The sequence below is a fragment of the Novosphingobium sp. BL-S-21 genome (assembly GCF_055521655.1).
The window spans coordinates 115976-133147 of record NZ_CM145495.1 but is presented as its reverse complement, the minus strand read 5'-3'; the positions used below and the strand labels follow the sequence as shown (position 1 = coordinate 133147).

Here is a 17172-nt window from a genome sequence, read left to right as displayed (position 1 = left end):
CGCAAACACGCAAAGCACCGGAAATTCGCGCAAGCCGAGGGAAAATCGGCGGCTTTGGAAGGGAGAGGGAGGAAACCGGGCCGCGGAAGTTGCCCTATGGTTAAGCACTCAGTCCGGTTCATTTTCGTTACGTTTCGATAGCCCCCGATAGGCCTGATCACGGTTTGCAGCGGCGGCCGTAGCGGGGATCGAGCGGCGGCTTGGGCGGCGGCTTGGGCGGCGGCTTGGGCGGCGGCTTGGGCGGCGGCTTGGGCGGCGGCTTGGGCGGCGGCTTGGGCGGCGGCTTGGGCGGCGGCTTGGGCGGCGGCTTGGGCGGCGGCTTGGGCGGCGGCTTGGGCGGCGGCTTGGGCGGCGGCTTGGGCGGCGGCTTGGGCGGCGGCTTGGGCGGCGGCTTGGGCGGCGGCTTGGGCGGCGGCTTGGGCGGCGGCTTGGGCGGCGGCTTGGGCGGCGGCTTGGGCGGCGGCTTGGGCGGCGGCTTGGGCGGCCAGAATCGAAGAGGCAGCCCCGTCGCCGGGACTGCCTCTTCTCCCCCACCCCCCTTCGGTCAGAAGGCGGGGGTCGTTCGCGTGCCCGACCATGGGGTTGTGGGGCGCCGGGCACGCATGACGATCAGTTCGTGCGGCCGCCAAGCCCCCCGAGCAGCGAGCCTACGAGGCCGGTGACCGGCGCGAGTGCGGAGCCCAGACCATTGGACGCCCCAGTCCCGGCACCGGTCCCGGCTCCGGTGCCGGCACCCGTTGCCGCACCGGTGACACCGCCCACCAGCGCGTTGACCGCGCCCGTGACGGGTGCGAGCGGCGCCGTGCTTTCGGCCGCGCCGCCGACCACGCCTTGCACCACGCCGGTGACGGCGCCTGTTACCGGGGCCAGGGCGCCGCCCTGATTCGTGCCGCTCAGCAACGTGTCGACCGCGCCTGTCACGGGCGCGAGGGCGGCGCCTGCCCCCGTTCCGCTGCCCGTCAAGCCGCCGACGACGCCTTCGACAAGTCCGGTGACCGGCGCCAAAACGCCCCCGGCTCCACCCGTCGCGCCGCCTGCCAAACCGCCGACCAGCGAGTCGACCGCGCCGGTGACAGGGGCCAGCACCGCTGCCGCGCCGCCGTCACCCGATCCCAATCCTCCGGTCACGCCTCCCGTCACACCGCCGACAACGCCGCCAAGCGCGCTGTTGACGGCGCCGAGCAGAGGCGATGTCACGCTGTCCACGACGGCCGTCACCGGCGCCACCACCGGCGCGAGGCCGCTGGTCAACTGGTCGACCGCGCCGCCGGCCTGCTCGCCCAGCAGGGCACCGGCCAGGTTGCCGACAGGTGCAAGTCCGGCAGCCACGCCTTCCGCCGTAGTCGGCAGGCCCAGTTCCGCGATGTTGCCATTGGACAGCACGCTGGCCGTCACGAGCTGCCCCGTGGTCTGGCCCGCCCCTTCGGCGAGGACATTGAGGCCCACCAGAGTGTCGCCGGTGCTCGCCCCGGTCAGAGCCGTGTTGCCCAGGTCGACACCCAGCAACGGACCGTCATATGTCCGTGCCGGACCGCCCGCACCGCCTAGCGAGCCGGTCAGTCCCTCGACGAGACCGCCGACCTGGCCGGTGACGGGGGCCAGCAATCCGGTCTCACCCAGCACGGGCGAGAGCACGCCGTTCACGGTATCGAGCAGCGGCGAGGCGACGCCGTCCACCGTGGAGGTCAGCGTGGCCACCGTCGGCGCCAGTCCGTTGGTGAGCTGCGTCACCGTGGTTCCAGCCTGATCGCCGAGCAGGGCCCCGGCCAACGCACCGACCGGCGCGAGCGCCTGCTGGGTCTGCGCCGCGGTGGTCGGCAGCGTTACCTGCACGGCCTTGCCGTCTCCGGTGAGCAAGTCGACGGCCAGGCCGGTGCTGCTGGTGGAGGCGGTATCCGGCGCGACATTGACGTCGATCAGCGTGCTCGAACCGCTCTGGCCGAGCAGGCTGCCACCGCCGACGTTCACGCCCGCAATCGGTCCGGTGAAGCTGGTGCTGCCGCTGGGATCCGTGGGCCCGGTCGGGCTCGTGGGTCCGGTGGGACCAGTCGGGCCGGTCGGTCCCGTCGGGCCTGCGGGGCCGGTAGGACCAGTTGGACCGGTCGGACCTGCCGGGCCGGTGGGGCCTGCTGGACCAGTCGGGCTGGTGGGGCCGGTGGGGCCAGTTGGTCCAGTCGGACCGCTTGGCCCGTCGGGACCGGTGGGTCCAGCGGGACCGGTGGGGCCGCTGGGGTCGGTTGGCCCGGTGGGTCCTGTGGGACCGGTCGGACCGGCCGGACCCGTTGGGCCGCTCGGATCAGTCGGACCTGTAGGGCCGCTCGGATTGGTAGGGCCTGTGGGGCCGCTGGGATCGGAAGGGCCGCTGGGGCCGGATGGGCCAGTCGGGCCTGTGGGGCTGGTCGGGCCTGTGGGTCCCGTTGGACCGCTTGGGCCCGAGGGCGAGCCGCCGCCACCCGCGCCGACGCGGAAGCCGACACCGTCGGCACAGGCGCCCAGGAGAAGAAGCGGGATAGCCGTCGCACAAAGCAGAAGGTGCCTGGCGGATCGGCGCGATTGTTGACGCGGCATCGTGTTAACCTCCATGAAAATGCCCACTGCGTCGGAGCCTAGGCACAGTTCGGAGGCGCTTCGCGGCCAGATGGAACCGGCCTGAAACTGCCGATCCCGGACTTGCGACAGTCCCGCATCGGGAATGAGCAAAGGTGCTGTCGCGTACGGAAAATCGGGCCTTTGCGGGGCTGGTGCCACGCAAAGGCCATGCTCATCGTCGGATCGGAGGGGAAGGAAGCACGCAAGGCGCGCAAGTCGGCCAAACCGCTTGCCGAGCGGTTAGAACCGAAAAGACTATTGTTTGGAACAGGCTGCCGAAGACGGCGCCCGTCATGGCCGGAGAAAATCTGTCAGTCACGAATTCAACCGCTGCCACCTTCGCAGCCCCGCCGGTCAGCCGGCGAATCGGCCCAGCCAGACGCTGAAAGATCGGGGAGAAATCCCGCCCCGCCTGAGGGGTGACGAGATACCTGATCTCCCCCCGTCAGCGCCAACGAGTTGCCCTTTACCGCCGCGAACGGCCACGGAAGCCGCTATGGCCGGCTCGGTCAGGCGGCCGGCTCTGGCTCTACCGAGAGAAGGCGGCGGCTGTCGATCAGGGCGTCCCGCAAGGTAACGAGCAAGGCGTCGATGTCGGTTTCCTCGGAAACGAGCAGGTCCACGGCCAGCCCTTCCCTTCCGGCCCGGATGCGGCCCACGCGTGCATCGCCGAGAACCAGGGGCCGATCATTGCCGCGCCGGATGTCGCCTTCCTTGGCGGCGTCTTTCAGACGGGCAAGAACGGTGGCGGCCGGGATCATTCGCTCTCCCCCGGCGGCGAGGCGTTGCTGCTCTTCCCCGATCAGGCGTGCGCTGACCAGCAGGCGTTCTCGCTGTTCGGCACGGCGCAACAAGGGCGTCAGCACTTCGGAGTGGCGCACCCGCAGTTCGTCACGCGTGGCGAAGGCATTGACGACTTCGTCCGGCATTTGCGCGAGGGACAGCAGGCGGCTCAACTGGCTGTTCGACAGGTTCAGCGCTTCGGCCATGCGCGATTGCACCCCGCCGTAGAACCTGTCGACCGCATTCTGATAGCTGCGGGCGCGGTCCAGTTCGGTGATATCTTCCCGCTCGCGATTTTCGATATCCGCGAGGCGAAATGCTTCTTCGTCAGTGAGATCGACGATAAGCGCTGTCAGCCGAATCTCCGGCCGGCCATTGTGATTCAGCCAGTCCACCGAGAAGCGCCGGCGGCTGCCGACCAGCAATTGATAGGGATGATCAGCGCCGGGTGCATTGTGGCGGACGAGCACGGGAATGCGATTTCCGTCTTCCTGCGCGATCGATTCGATCAGCGAGCGGCAGCTTTCCGCCGAGAGGCCGGGCACATCGCGCGGGTTGCCATCCCAGACGCTGCAATCGGAAGGGCGAATGGAAATCGCCGTGCGGGCCCTGCCGCTCCCCTGCGCAAATCCGGCAAGGCGCTGATCGAGCCGCGACAGCGCTTCACCGTCCACGCCCGCCGCTTCGGCCGGATGAGGTTCGTAGGACAAGGTCGTCAAAATGTCCCGTACAAACCCGCCCATGTCACTCTCCACAACCTCTGACCAAGCCCTTTTCATATCCGCGCTTTTCGCAAAGCGGGTGTTAAACAATGTTCGTATCGGCGGAGTTATGGCACCACTTCGGTGCGGTTACGGTCCCCTGCGCGGCTGCAGGCACTCTCGACGCCCGCCCCGTTGCCTTCGCCGCCCCGGATCAACGCCAGTTGGGGCCTTCGACCCAGGTGACAAGGCTGCGCCGTGTCCCTTCAAGCACCGGCAGTACGCGGTGCTGAAGGAAGGACGGAAAGATCAGCAGACTGCCACGCGGCGCGAATTGCTCGGCCGGGTTGGCGATCCCGAAGAACTCGAACGCACCGCCGTTGTAGTCGCTGGCGTTGGATAGCTGGACGACGACAGACAGCTTGCGCGCAAAGGGCCGGGTGGATTCGAGCCACACGTCCTGATGCCAATCGTAATGCCCTTTGTTCGTCGCGCGGTATTCCGTGAACTGAAGTTCGTAAGGCGCTTCGATCTCCACGCCGAAGTTCGTTCGGTTGGAGGGGCGGACGAAATCCATGACGCGCGAAACGATGTCCTTCTCGCGCCCGGCGTCCAGCCAGCGGACTGTCGAAGTGCGATGACCAAGATCGCTGCGCAAGTTGCCGGAGAACCCGATCGTCGCGTCCTGTTCCGAATATCCCTCGGCACGCTTGATGATGGCGTCGCACTCCGCATCGGTGAACGCACTGGTCCAGACTTCCCAAACATTCTTCATCGTCCGCCCCATTCCTTCGACGCGTGAATTTCATGATCCAGTGAAAAGGCTCGCACGGAGAGCGCATGGCGTTTTGCGTACACGCAAAAGCGCAAATCAGACCGTCCGATTGACGCTGAAGAAGAACCGCGCCTTTTTACTGTAGAACTCTGATAGAGACTTGACAGGTACTGCAATTTGTGCAGTCGCAGTCCAGCCCTTGACCGGCGTTACCCTTACCCCGGCACCTGCGGTCGCCAGCGAAAAGTCCTGAGCCGCCAGTCGGTAGGCTGGTCGCTCGTAGCTGTGCGCCAGCGCTCCATCGGTATAGGCAAAAACGGTCAGGCCGCGCGTGGCACCCGCTGGCTTGCCCGCGACGCGCCAGGACAGTTCCAGACTGCCCGCGGCTGCCTTGTCCGAGGTGATGATGCCGATGCGGTAAGCCATGCCCGCGCCCTCGCCGCCCAAGGGGAAGCGCTCGGTGGTCGGCAACCGGTCGCCGCTATATTGGCCGCGCAGCGTGGCCTTGACGGAGACGGCCTTGGTCAATTCCTTGATCGCGGTGAGTTGCACATTGGCCTTGCGGAACGAGGCATCGGAATAGCCCTCGATCGGCCGCGCGCCCAAGGCATCCAGGCCCTGGCTCAGACTGGTGGAGATGGCATAGCCGCCAGTCTTGTCGATCGACGACCATACCGTGCCGAGCCGCAAAGCCCGCGTCTTGAAACCGCCGAACGCCGTATCGAGGAAGTAATTGGTGCTGTTCGTCCCGTCGAGCGAAAGGCTCAGGGAGAGATTGCGGCGATAGGAGCGGATCAGCGGGTGCGAGATGGCGATGCCGCCCTGCTTCGCTTCGCCGATGATGTTCAAATCGCGCGTCTTGGTGCGGACATAAGCGCCGCTGACGCCCAGCGTGGTGCCGTTGGAGCCGATCGGCGTGGCGTGGCTCAGCGAGTAGAACTGGTAGCGATCCGGGTTGAACGGCAGGTTCCCCGAGAAGCGCGTGGTATCGCCTTCGCGCAGCACGCCGTTCACCGCGACCGAAAGCTGGGTCTGCACGCCCGTGGTGACATTGACGATGCCATTGTTGTTGACGTTCAGCGTGACGTCCACTTGCTTGCGGTCCACCTTGAGGTCGAGCGCCAGCTCGCCGGGGGTCGGCGTCTGCTTCAGGCTGGCCTGCACGGTCTGGCCGGGAATGTCGCGCAGCAGGGAAATGGTGCGCTCGATGGTGGACTTGTGAGTCGGCGTCTCGCGCAGGAGGCGCTTCACTTGCGCGTCGATCAGGCGCGTCGGCGTGCTGCGCGTCTTTCCGTCCAGCGTGTAGCGGGTGATGCGCCCCTCCAGCACGCGGACCGTGAGCACGCCGCCGGTGGGCACTTGCTGCGGGATCGACACCGCGAAGAAGGCGATGTCGCTCTGCCCATAAGTAGTGCTGAGGGCGTTGGCGATCTTCTGCAGGTTGTCCCGGTTCAACGGGGCGCCGATGAAAGCGGCGACGGCCTTGTCGAGCAGCGGCTTGGGCAGGGTGGAGCCTTCGTATTGCAGGCCGGTCAGCGCGACGCCGGCTCCGCCCGAAGGTGCCGCTGGCGTGGCGACCACCGGGGTTTGCGCCTGCGGCACTTGCGCCGGTGCCGGCACCCGCGGCACGTCGGGATCCTGCCGGTCGACGCGGTCGCGGTCGATGATCGGGGCCTGCGGAGACGGCGCGGCGATCTGCGCCTGCGCGGCCTGGAACGGCATCGACGGAAGCAAGAGGCCCGCCATCAGCAGGCCCAGCTTTCGCGCCAGCCTCCGGGGCCGGCTTGGGGGTGAGGGAATTGCCGAAGCCGTCATGGTTCGTGATCGCCTGATGGTGTTTGCGGGAGTGAAGTGTGGGAAGAGCTTTCCCCGCAAGATGAAGAACATGGACTCGCCCGCCATCCCGAACTGGAGCCGGAGCGGCTGCTTCGAGGCGGTTATGCGGGTTTGCCGGCTCACGGCCGGGGCAGCCCCGTTGCCGGCGCTACGCAAAGCCGGCTTCAGGGCGCGGAAAACGGCAAGGCCGGCAGGAAATCGGTAACCATATCCGGGTTTTCGCCGGGATTGATCGCGGCGATGACGATCACCGGGACGAATTCATTAACGCTCTGATTTATAGTTCTTATTTTAGATTATGGCGGCCGAAGAGAGCCCCAAGAACGACCTTGGACAAGTTACGCAAATCGCCGCCAGGTCGGCTCCAACCCCATGTCGGGCGGGGAAAGGCCCGCAAGGCGCCGGAAAGCGGATATAGGTCGTTTCGGCTACAAATTAGCCCCTGGACGCAGGCAGCGCCCTGCCCGTTCGGCGCCGATCACCGCTCCGGCGGACTTGCAAAGTCCATCGCCTGCCCCGGAAATGATAAGCGATCCGTTCATCCCGCGGCGCTATAAGTATAGCAGCCAGTCGCCTCGCCGTCGGCGCTCCCCGGGCAACTACCGAGGGGCTCGACGATTTCAACGAGGTGAAGAGAGAATATCCGCAAAGCGGAATTGGGAGAGAGCCATGACCCCGTCACCGGGCGAAACGTCATCCGCGGAGACGGTGCCTGTCGAAAGCCTGGCGGAGCGGGCCTATGTCGAACTCGTGCGCAGTCTCTACGAGACGATCGCGCAGGCGCTCTACATGCTGGTCATCTTTCTCGTCTGTTTCGTTCTCGTCTACCATTCCAGCGAGGACCGCGCGGTTCTGCTGGTCGGCTCGGCCGCGCTGCTCACCTGGATCGCCCGCATCGAGGTGGCCCGGCGCTTCCGGCAACGCGCCTTGACCGGAGTGATCGCCAAGGCCGAGGCGCGGCGGCTCGAAGTGGCTTTCGCCGTTCCCTATGTCGGCTTCGCGATCCTGCTGGGGACTTTCGGCGCGCGAGTATTCGTCCTGCCGGACCCGCAGGCACACATGCTGGTGATCTGCACCGTCATGGGTTTCTGCGCGGGCGTGGTCACAGGCGTCGGGCGAAGGCCGGCCATCGCCAATCTCTCGATGCTGGCGGCGGCGGGACCGATCGTCGTCACGGCGGCCCTGCACGGCACACCTTTATATATAGGGACGGCCCTGATCACCGCGGCCTATCTGGTCGGCGGGATGCAGGCGCTGAAAATGCGCTTCGAGATCGTCAAGGCGGAGATCGGCAAGCGCCTGCTCTCGGTCTCGCTGGCCCGCAGCGACAGCCTGACCGCCCTGCCCAATCGCCTCGCCTTGCGCGAATACTTCGACGAGAACACGCGCCTCATCTCGTCTTCCGGGCTGATCGCGGTGCATTATCTGGACCTCAACGGCTTCAAGCCGGTGAACGACGATTACGGCCACAGCATCGGCGACATGTTGCTCGCCCTCGTGGCGGACCGGCTGCGCGGGGCGATCCGCAGCGGAGATATCGTCGCCCGCCTGGGCGGAGACGAATTCGCCGTGCTCCAATATGGCCTTCATCGCGGCGAGGAAGCGGAGTTCCTGGCGCAAAGGCTGGTGGCGGCGATCGCCCAGCCCTTCCTGGTGGGCGATCTGACGCTGGCGATCACCGCGTCCATCGGCACCGTCGTGACCAGCAACGGCAGGGAGGATCTGACCGTCTTGCTCGACGAGGCGGACGCCCGGCTCTACCTCGCCAAGCGGGGGCGCTTGGAAAGAGTCGCAGGCAAGACCATCAATGGCGCGGACTGGTAGCGGCGTGCGAATCACCTAGTGACATCGCGCGGTGCGTCACTGCGGCCGGGAATTGAATCCTTCCGCCGCTTCGCCGTTTATTGCCGAGACCTTTGCCGCATGGCCGCACTGATCGGACGCAACGTCCCAGAAACCCACAGATAGTCATGCTTTCCCGGATTTTTGCGCTCGACTGAACATCGCCTCAGGCATATACCTGCAAACTCGTTCAAAAGTATTTTGCAGGCGGGACATGCATTCACAAGTCGACCGTATCTCGGAAATGGCGCAAGCCGGAGAGAAGATGATCGAACGGCTGCGGCGCAAGGCCTTCTTGCCCGAAAGCCGCAAGGGCCTCAACGTTCGTTTCGGCATTGCCGAGGCCGCGACACTTCTCGGCTGCTCCACCAACCGGATTCGCATGGCCGAGGACGACGGGCGCCTGCCGCCGCCGCCCGCCGCCGGCAATGGTCGCCGCCTGGGCTATACGGTGGAGGAAATGCTCCACATGCGCGAAGTTCTGGGCGCCTCCCCTGCCCGCGCGCCGCTCGATGTTCCGGCGATGATCGCCGTGCAGAACTTCAAGGGCGGCGTCGGCAAGTCGACGGTCACAACGCACCTTGCGCACTATTTCGCGGTGCAGGGTTACCGCGTGCTCGTCGTCGATTGCGACAGCCAGGCCACCACGACCACGCTGTTCGGCTTCAACCCGCACTTCAACATCACGCGGGAAGAGACACTCTACCCCTACCTCTCGATCGACCCCACTCAGGCCGACCTGCTCTACGCGGTCAAGCGGACGCCTTGGCCCAATGTCGACCTGATCCCTTCGAACCTCGAACTCTTCGACGTGGAATACGAACTCGCCGCGGCGGGTGCGGATGGTCAGTCGGTATTGGCCGCACGCTTCCGCAAGCTGAAGCAGGGCCTGATGGATCTGGCGCGCGAATATGACGTGGTAATCCTCGATCCGCCGCCGGCGCTGGGCACGATCTCGCTCGCGGTGATGCAGGCCGCCAATGCGCTGCTCGTGCCGCTGGCCGCCACCACGCCCGACTTCTGTTCGACGGTCCAGTTCCTCTCGATGATGGACCAGGTGCTCGAACAGCTGGTGGGCGCGGGCATCTCGGTGGACTATTCCTTCGTCCGCCTGATCTGCTCGAAGTTCGACGGCAACGATCCCAGCCACGAGATGGTCCGCTCCATCATGGAGCAGACGTTCGGCCCGGCCCTGCTGCCGGTGCCGATCCTGGAAAGTGCCGAGATCAGCCATGCCGCCTTGCGCATGATGACCGTCTACGAGCTGGAAAAGGCCATCGGCACACCGCGGACGCACAAGCGCTGCAAGGCCAATCTCGACGAGGCCCTGGGCCAGATCGAACAACTGGTACGCACCGGATGGGGCCGCTCGCAGCGGGTGGACGAGGACTTGCTGGTCAATGGCTAAGCTCCTCGCAACGGACGAAAAAACGTTTTCCTACAAGGAATTTGTTCGTCATATGTTCCATCGCGATTCTCGCCGTTCTTCTCGCCAGCTATCTTTGAGGTAAGCCATGGCCCGCAAGCAATCCGACTATCTCGCCGCCCTGCTTTCCGACGACGACCTGAACCTGGATGACGACACGGCGCCCGCCGCCAATGTCGCGGCTGAGGACGGCTCGTCCACTTCGCAATCGGCCCTGTCCGCATCCGGGCAGGTATCCGGGCACACAGGCGGCCTGGAAGGCAGGCCCCGCACCGAAAGGACGCGCGGCACCACGCTGCTGGGGCGCGAGAGCGCCCTCGCCCGTGTCGCCACCGGCGAAGTGCGGCAGGTCACCCAGCTCCTGCTCGATCCGGCACGCGTGCGGATCTGGCCGGGCAATGCCCGGTCCTATGCCCATCTCTCGGAAGAGTCCTGCCAGGAACTGATCGATTCGATCATCGCCGAAGGGGGGCAGAAAGTCCCTGCCGTCGTGCGCCGGGTCGAAGGCGATGCCGATCACGACTACGAAGTGATCGCCGGCACCCGCCGCCACTGGTCGATCTCCTGGCTGCGCGGCCATTCCTATCCGGACATGCAGTTCGTGGCGCAAGTCGCCCAACTGGATGACGAAGCCGCGTTCCGTCTGGCCGACCTCGAAAACCGCGCACGCAAAGACGTCTCGGATCTCGAACGGGCCCGCAATTACGCCCAGGCCCTGCGCGACCACTACGGCAACCACATGACCCGCATGGCCGAACGGCTGAAGCTCTCCAAGGGCTGGCTGTCGAAGATGCTCAAGGTCGCCGCCATTCCCGACGCGGTGCTCTCGGCTTTCGCTTCGCCTGCCGACGTGCAGCTCAAGCCCGCGTATCCGCTGGCCCAGTTGCTCGACGATAAGGACAAGGCCGCCGCCGTGCGCAAGGAAGCGGCGCGTCTCGCGCGTGAGCAGGCCGGTCGCCGCGCCGATGGACGCCCTACCCTTCCCGCCGCGGACGTTCTCAAGGCCCTGCTCTCGGCGCCCGACGCCGAGCGGGTGAAGCCGGATCCGATGGTCGTCGTATCGCGCCACGGCCGTACGATGGCCTCGGTCCAGACCAGCAACCGGCAGGGCGTGACGCTCCGTCTCCACGCGGGTTCGGGTGCAAGCCGCGACGAAGTGGTCAACGCCGTGCGCAACCTGCTCATCCAGCTCGATGGCGAGGGACGCGGGCTGCAGACATGACACCGGGAGGGAAGAAGGCGGCCTGGCTTTTCGAGAACGTCGAAACGGCCCCCCTCTTCCCTCCATTGCCGAAAGACGGATCGAAAAGCAGGGGCGCCACCCCTGCTTTTTTATGTCCGCACCCGCTGCGCTTTCGGTGTTTCCCCGGGGAAACGCCCCCTGCCCTCGCCCCCGGCTCGGAGTCGAGGAGCCATCGCCGGTCCGGACTAGCTCGCAGGCCGCCGCACAGGCGCCTGAAACCACGCACAAGTTCTGCACAAGCAAGCGTTCCGGCCATTTGCCCAGCCCCGCGCGCGCCGCCATTATGCCGGGAATCACCCGAATCCGCCGATTCTTGTTTCCCCGGGGAAACAGGGAAACGCGGTGTCCGGGTGAACCTGTGTCCACCGTCCTGACTTCGGAATGAGATAATGAGTCGCCCACGCAAAGAGACGGCCTCTGAACAGTTCGACTTGTTCCTTCCGTATATCGCGGACCTGCCGATGCGCGACCAGCGCGAGATGATGGAGCGTCCCTTCTTCAGCCTCGCAAAGTCCAAGCGCGTCAAGCCGATCGATTACACCAGCCCCGACAGCAAGCTCTGGGTCCATGTCTCGGCCAACCCGGACTACGGCATGGCCACGATCTGGGATGCCGACATCCTGATCTACTGCGCCAGCATGCTCGCGGACATGGCGCGCCGCGGCGTCAACGATGTGCCGCGCAAGCTGCACCTCATGCCTTATGACCTGCTGCGCGCCATCGGCCGGCCGACCACGGGCCGCGCCTACGAATTGCTCAGCCAGGCGCTCGATCGGCTCGTGGCGACGACGATCAAGACCAACATCCGTGCCGAGAACCGCCGCGAGGCGACCTTCTCCTGGCTCGATGGCTGGACCCAGCTTGTAGACGAGCGCACCGAACGCTCGCGCGGCATGACCATCGAACTGTCGAACTGGTTCTGGGAAGGCGTGATGATGAAGGGCGGCGTGCTCTCCATCGATCGGGCCTATTTCGACATCACCGGCGGCCGCGAGCGCTGGCTCTACAAAGTCGCACGCAAGCACGCCGGCGGCGCGGGCGAGGGCGGCTTTGCGATTTCCATGCCGGTGCTCTTCGAGAAGTCCGGCGCGGAAGGACAATACCGCCGCTTCAAGTTCGAGATGCTGAAGCTGGTCGAGAAGGACGATCTTCCCGGCTACGCGCTGTCGCTGGAAACCGCGCGCGACGGTGAGCCGATGATCCGCATGCGCCGCGTCGATGGCAAGGGCGGCGCGGAAAAGGGATTGCCTGCCAGTCCCGCCGCGAACGAGGACGAGATGGAACAGGCCATCGATCGCGCCTTCGCCACCCCCCGCGCGCCCCTGCCCACCGAGGCGGCGATGCCTCCCAAGGCCCCTGCCCGTCCCCGCAAGGTCACCGCGACAGCCGCCGCCCGCACCGCCGTTTCCCCGGGGAAACCGGTCGCATCCCAAACTGTCTCGGCAACATCTCCGGCCGCTCGCGCGGGCTCGCCGAATGAACCCGTGGTCGACGCCAGCCACCTCATCCGCCGCACCGTCATCGGCCTGTCGGAAGCCGCAACGCGCGGTTTCATGACCGACGAGACCATCGACCACTTGCGCCGCACGTGCCCGGGCTGGGACCTCCACGCCCTGCATGCGGAGTTCGAACGCTGGATCGCCGCCTCTCCCGACCGCACCCCCGCCGACTGGCAGCGCGCCTTCGTGGGCTGGGTCAAGCGCCACCACGAAAAACACGGTCGCAACTTGCGGGGCTGACCGCTCCCCGATCCTGCCGCAGACCTCAGACCGAAGGCCCCGAAGCGACAACCGCTTCGGGGCCTTTGTCTTTGCCCATTCCGGCACTAGCTCTGGCCCAGCATCGCTGCGCGCTCCCCGTCTCTGCGTCCCGGACGCGCCCTATTCGGCAAGGCGCGGACGTGGCGGCAGGCGCCCCTCCTTCATTTCGACGCCAACCGCGATTGCTCTCAAATAGAGGGAAGGCGATGAAGAGGCCCGGGGACCTCTCTCGATGGGGAAAGGAAACTCGAAATTCCCAGTCGCACATAGGCCCGTTTGCGCAGGTCATCCTGACGACCGCAAGCGCCCGTTCTCAACGCGTCCCCTCTTCTCACGTCTGTCTCTGGTCGTTCGCCGATCGGGCCGTTCCCGAAGTGTCGCGTCTGGAGGTAAAGCGAAGCGGCAACGCGACGAAGGCTGGCGTGAGAGCAGCGCGATTGAACCTTTCCACACCGACCCCTTTGGAAAGTGATTCAAATATACGACGGAAATTCAGGCCTTCGACACACCGGGAACGCCCAAACCGCATGTTTCGACCCTTCGGGAACACCACGTCGACCTTTCAGGAACACGCGTTCGACCTTTCGGGAACAGGTCCTACGACACTTCAGGAACGAAGCAACGACACTTCGGGAATGGCCCGAAAATGCGAATCGCGGGACTCGTGGCGCTGCAGCGCAGATCCCGGCGGTCTAACTTCTTCTAACAGAATCCCTCTAAACACCTTTCTAACCGCTCCGCACGAAGTTTGCCTTTAGGGGGAAATGGGGGAGAGGGCTGCGCCGGGTTGAAAAGGGGTGCCAAGAGTGCGGGCCTTTCCTTCCGCTGCCTCGCGTGCAGAGCCGCTTCGGACGAACCGCAAGACAGCCGCGTTTGCCGGCCGCGGAAACGCGAGTTGAATCAATTTTCGGACCTTGAGGCGCATATTGATTCAAACCGCAGCGCCCGAGGTCCCATCTCGCGTCTGGCATGTCAAATTTTTGCCCTGAGAAGCCCGTAGAGCGCTCCCAGGGCTGTGGTGGACCCTTACCCCACCCTAGGCCGGTTTCGGCGCTCTACGAAGGCCGCTTTCAGGGTGCTGGAAAACCGCGATTTTCCGCGAAAATTCGTGTGAAGAGCGCTGAAATCGGTCTGGAGGGCCGTTTTTCGGCCTGGTCCACCAGAATTCGGCCCGGGTCAGGTCAACCTGCCACCTCGCCGGCAAACCCGTCCCCCTCGCGCGGAGAGGCGAGGCGACGAACAACCCGGGTCATCTCTTCTGGGTCGTGACCGTTTGCCTTGCGCCGCGTCTGGATCGGCAGAGGCTGGCAAGCCGAGCGCCCTCCAGGCGAACGGTGGCGATTGTAAAGAGCGCCGCCGTCGACGGAGGGCATAGTCACTCGTCGGCGTCAGTCCTCGCCGTCTCTGGCGGCGGTGCGGTTCAACAGGTCCTCGATAGCGCGCATGGAGGCTTCGTAATCTTCGATGGCCTCGCGCGAGGGGGTGAACTTCGCCTGCGCCGGTGGCGGTGCGGGCGCTTCGGGTTCCCAGGGCACGTAGGCGTGGATGCGCGCGGCGTTGCGCGAAACATGGGTCTCGATGAGGGCGGCGTCGCTCAAGGTGGTGGTCAGGACGCGGACGCCGGGGCGCGAGACGCCGATCAGGGCTTCGATCTGCGCGCCGCGCAGCGGGCCGAACCCGGCGAGATAGCCGGCCAGTTCCCGCGCGCGGCCGGAACTGCGACGGTCGTGCAAGCCTGCCGAGATGCGGGCGCCGTCGCGTTCGGCTTCGGTCAGCCAGCGATCGATCCGCGAGAAGGCGCCGTGCAGAGCGGCTATCGCCTCCTGGGCAACATCGGGGTCATCGCTATCGGGAAGTCCCGCGGGCAGTGCCACGAGGCCCGGTAGAGGCAGCGCGGCAGGGAGCCCGTGACGCGGCGAGAGGTAGTGCCCGGCGAGGATGTCCAAGGCCCAGCCTGCATGACCGGTAGGGCGCTGTTCCATGGCCATGCCGCGAACCAGAGCGAGGCTGGGCATCTGGCGGGCGAAGTGCGGCGAACGGGCCGCGGCAGCGAACAGGCGGGCGGCGGCGTGAAAGGGGAGGGCGTCCTCTGGGCTGTCGATGGCGGCGATCAGCGCGTGCGCGGCCTGGACCGCGGTATGGGCGTCCTCGTGCTCGGTTCCGAGGTGGAGGTCGCTGGGGGCGATGAAAGCCCGCAGAAGGGCTTCGGCGGCCAGGGCGAGGGGAGGCCAGGGATTGTGCCGGAATTCGGTTAGAATGGCTTGGCAGAGGGCCTTGGGAGGGCGTAAACTGGCGGGCGAGCCCTCCGAAAGCGTGTCCAGCCCGGCAAACCAGGTGAAGAATCGGCTTTCGGTGAATTCGTGGCCTTCCTGTCGAAGCGCGGTCAGGAGGCTTTCGCGGATCGACCGGGCGGCCAGAACCGGCAGGGCGGCGTCACTGGCCCGCGAAATGCCGATCTGGATGCGGCCCAGAAGCAGGGCGCAGAGCGTGATCGGGGCGGGTTCCAGGGGGTGTAATGGATCCGGCTGCATAAAACGCCCTTGAAACAATGGACTGCACCAAGTGGAACTTAAATCAAGTTAGCTTTGCACCTGCTGGTGTCAAGATTTGCCTCACTATCGATAATCGAAACGTGGTATAGTCGAGGTGCGGAAGGCAGGCGCGGTCCTTGGGTGCGCAGCGGTCGGACGCGCCGTTAACTGCGGTAAGGAAGCGGCGCTCGATGCCGCTCGCCACTTTGCCGATAGTCTCGCTGGCGGCGGAATTCCGCCCTTTTTGGGGGGCGCATCGAAGGAGTGAGGGTGCCATTACAGCGGACGGGCGAGGTGAGCAGGTTGTAGCGATGGAAGAGGGCGGGCTGAACTCGGGCGCTCGGCCGCCGGAGGAGCATGACTTGCATCAGGGCGGCAAAGGCGATGGGGCCGCAATTCGTGTCGCCAGAATGTCGGCGGCGGGCAGTGGGGAGAACGATGCGATCGTCATAGTCCATGCGGCCGGAAAGCAGTCTCTGCCCCAGCGCCGGACTGGTGGCGCCATCGATCGCAATGCTCAGCTCCTGGCGCTTGTCGGCAGTTTGTGGGCATCGGACCACGCCCTGGATGCTGCGGCTTTCCGCGCTGCCATCGCTCCCCGGGCCGCGGCGAGCGTGAAGGCGCTGGCGAGCGATCTTGACGATTACGCCACCTTTTGCCGGGAACGGCGCCTGACCGGGCTTCCGGCCGGTGAGGCGCGTCTGGTGCGCTATATCGAGGACTGCGAAGCACGGGGGCTCAAGCCCGCCACGGCAGCGCGGCGGTTGGCATCGCTGGGGGCGGTTCACGAGATGCTGGGATGCGCGAATCCCGCGCTGGCCGACCGGGTGCGCGGTACCTTGCTGGCGATGAAAGGGCGCGCCAAGGGCGGACAGCGGCAGTTGGCCGCGCTCCGTTCCGGCGACGGGGGTGAGGGGGCGGAGCAGGGCAGGGCGATCACGCTGGCGGTGCTCTTGGCGGCCTGCGAGGCCGATCCGCCGGGCCTGAGGGATGGAGCGCTGCTGTCTCTGGGCAGCGATTGCGGACTGCGGGTTTCCCAACTCGTCGCCTTGACCCTGAGCGATCTTGCGCTGGAGGCGGAGGAATTGCGCATTCCCCCCCGGAAAGGCGGCGAAACGGTGCGCGTGGTTCCACTGCCGGGCGATACCTTGAGGCGGCTCCGTGCCTGGATCGCGGCAGCGGATCTGCGCGAGGGCCCGCTGTTTCGCCGGGTGGCGGTGCGGCGGGTCAAGGCGCGCAGCGGCGCCGATGCCGTGCCGCTGCGCAAGCTGGCGTGGAACCACCGGCAGGGCGAGGGCCGTCTTGGCGGCCGCACGGCGCGGCCCGAGCGCGTCGACTATGCCATCGGCGAGCAGGCGCTGACGGCAGCGGCGGTGCGCGCGATCGTCAAGGGCAGGGCCCGCCGCGCGGCGGAGCGGGGGCTGGTGGCATTGGAAGGCGCAGCACTGGAAGCGGCGATAGCGCGCCTGAGCGGCGGATCGATGCGGCTCGGCTTTCGCGAGGACGGCTCGGCCGAAGAGGAGCCGACGCGATGAGCGATCCTGCGTCCTGAAGCTTGAACCCTGCGTTACTTCGCCGCGTGTTGGAAGGCTCCAACCGGGCTGGCGATGATGCCGGAGGATACCGGGCTGGCGAAACTCGGACGCCGCCATGGGCGCGATCCGCGAATTCGCGTCATCCACTCTG

11 protein-coding genes are annotated in these 17172 nt (G+C 66.2%); 6 read left to right on the top strand and 5 right to left on the bottom strand.

What is annotated here, in order from left to right; all coding sequences use genetic code 11:
* Window positions 1-609: 609 nt before the first annotated feature.
* The 4 genes from ACZ1J6_RS00490 to ACZ1J6_RS00475 all read right to left on the bottom strand — a co-directional run bounded on the left by ACZ1J6_RS00490 (window position 610) and on the right by ACZ1J6_RS00475 (window position 6594).
* Window positions 610-1968: a hypothetical protein gene (locus ACZ1J6_RS00490; protein ID WP_465127329.1), complete on the bottom strand. Its 1359-nt coding sequence runs from the start codon at window positions 1966-1968 to the stop codon at window positions 610-612.
* A 1130-nt stretch (window positions 1969-3098) separates the two neighbouring features.
* Window positions 3099-4115, bottom strand: a complete 1017-nt coding sequence (locus tag ACZ1J6_RS00485; RefSeq protein ID WP_132267803.1) for a ParB/RepB/Spo0J family partition protein — start codon at window positions 4113-4115, stop codon at window positions 3099-3101.
* A gap of 172 nt (window positions 4116-4287) precedes the next feature.
* On the bottom strand, window positions 4288-4848 hold the full coding sequence (locus tag ACZ1J6_RS00480; RefSeq protein ID WP_431567815.1) for a 2OG-Fe(II) oxygenase: 561 nt from the start codon (window positions 4846-4848) through the stop codon (window positions 4288-4290).
* Window positions 4849-4944: 96 nt separating this feature from the next.
* Complete coding sequence (locus ACZ1J6_RS00475) at window positions 4945-6594, bottom strand: ShlB/FhaC/HecB family hemolysin secretion/activation protein (protein ID WP_465127328.1); 1650 nt, start codon at window positions 6592-6594, stop codon at window positions 4945-4947.
* Between the two features lie 105 nt (window positions 6595-6699).
* Between ACZ1J6_RS00475 and ACZ1J6_RS00470 the strand changes: the two genes are divergently transcribed.
* The 5 genes from ACZ1J6_RS00470 to ACZ1J6_RS00450 all read left to right on the top strand — a co-directional run bounded on the left by ACZ1J6_RS00470 (window position 6700) and on the right by ACZ1J6_RS00450 (window position 12934).
* Window positions 6700-6960 carry a hypothetical protein gene (locus ACZ1J6_RS00470; protein WP_431567813.1) on the top strand — a complete coding sequence of 87 codons (261 nt, stop codon included), beginning with the start codon at window positions 6700-6702 and terminating at the stop codon, window positions 6958-6960.
* Window positions 6961-7353: 393 nt separating this feature from the next.
* Window positions 7354-8508, top strand: coding sequence for a diguanylate cyclase domain-containing protein (locus tag ACZ1J6_RS00465; RefSeq protein ID WP_431567812.1), 1155 nt, complete (start codon window positions 7354-7356; stop codon window positions 8506-8508).
* 232 nt (window positions 8509-8740) lie between these two features.
* Window positions 8741-9934, top strand: coding sequence for an AAA family ATPase (locus ACZ1J6_RS00460; protein ID WP_132267795.1), 1194 nt, complete (start codon window positions 8741-8743; stop codon window positions 9932-9934).
* Between the two features lie 106 nt (window positions 9935-10040).
* Entirely contained in the window at window positions 10041-11174 is a 1134-nt protein-coding gene (locus ACZ1J6_RS00455) for a ParB/RepB/Spo0J family partition protein (protein WP_431567811.1), read from the top strand.
* A 410-nt stretch (window positions 11175-11584) separates the two neighbouring features.
* On the top strand, window positions 11585-12934 hold the full coding sequence (locus ACZ1J6_RS00450; protein WP_431567810.1) for a replication initiator protein A: 1350 nt from the start codon (window positions 11585-11587) through the stop codon (window positions 12932-12934).
* Between the two features lie 1409 nt (window positions 12935-14343).
* On the opposite strand, the gene ACZ1J6_RS00445 is transcribed toward ACZ1J6_RS00450, so the two are convergent.
* Window positions 14344-15486, bottom strand: a complete 1143-nt coding sequence (locus tag ACZ1J6_RS00445) for a hypothetical protein (RefSeq protein ID WP_465127327.1) — start codon at window positions 15484-15486, stop codon at window positions 14344-14346.
* A gap of 410 nt (window positions 15487-15896) precedes the next feature.
* Between ACZ1J6_RS00445 and ACZ1J6_RS00440 the strand changes: the two genes are divergently transcribed.
* Window positions 15897-17021, top strand: coding sequence for a tyrosine-type recombinase/integrase (locus ACZ1J6_RS00440; RefSeq protein WP_465127326.1), 1125 nt, complete (start codon window positions 15897-15899; stop codon window positions 17019-17021).
* Window positions 17022-17172 lie beyond the last annotated feature (151 nt).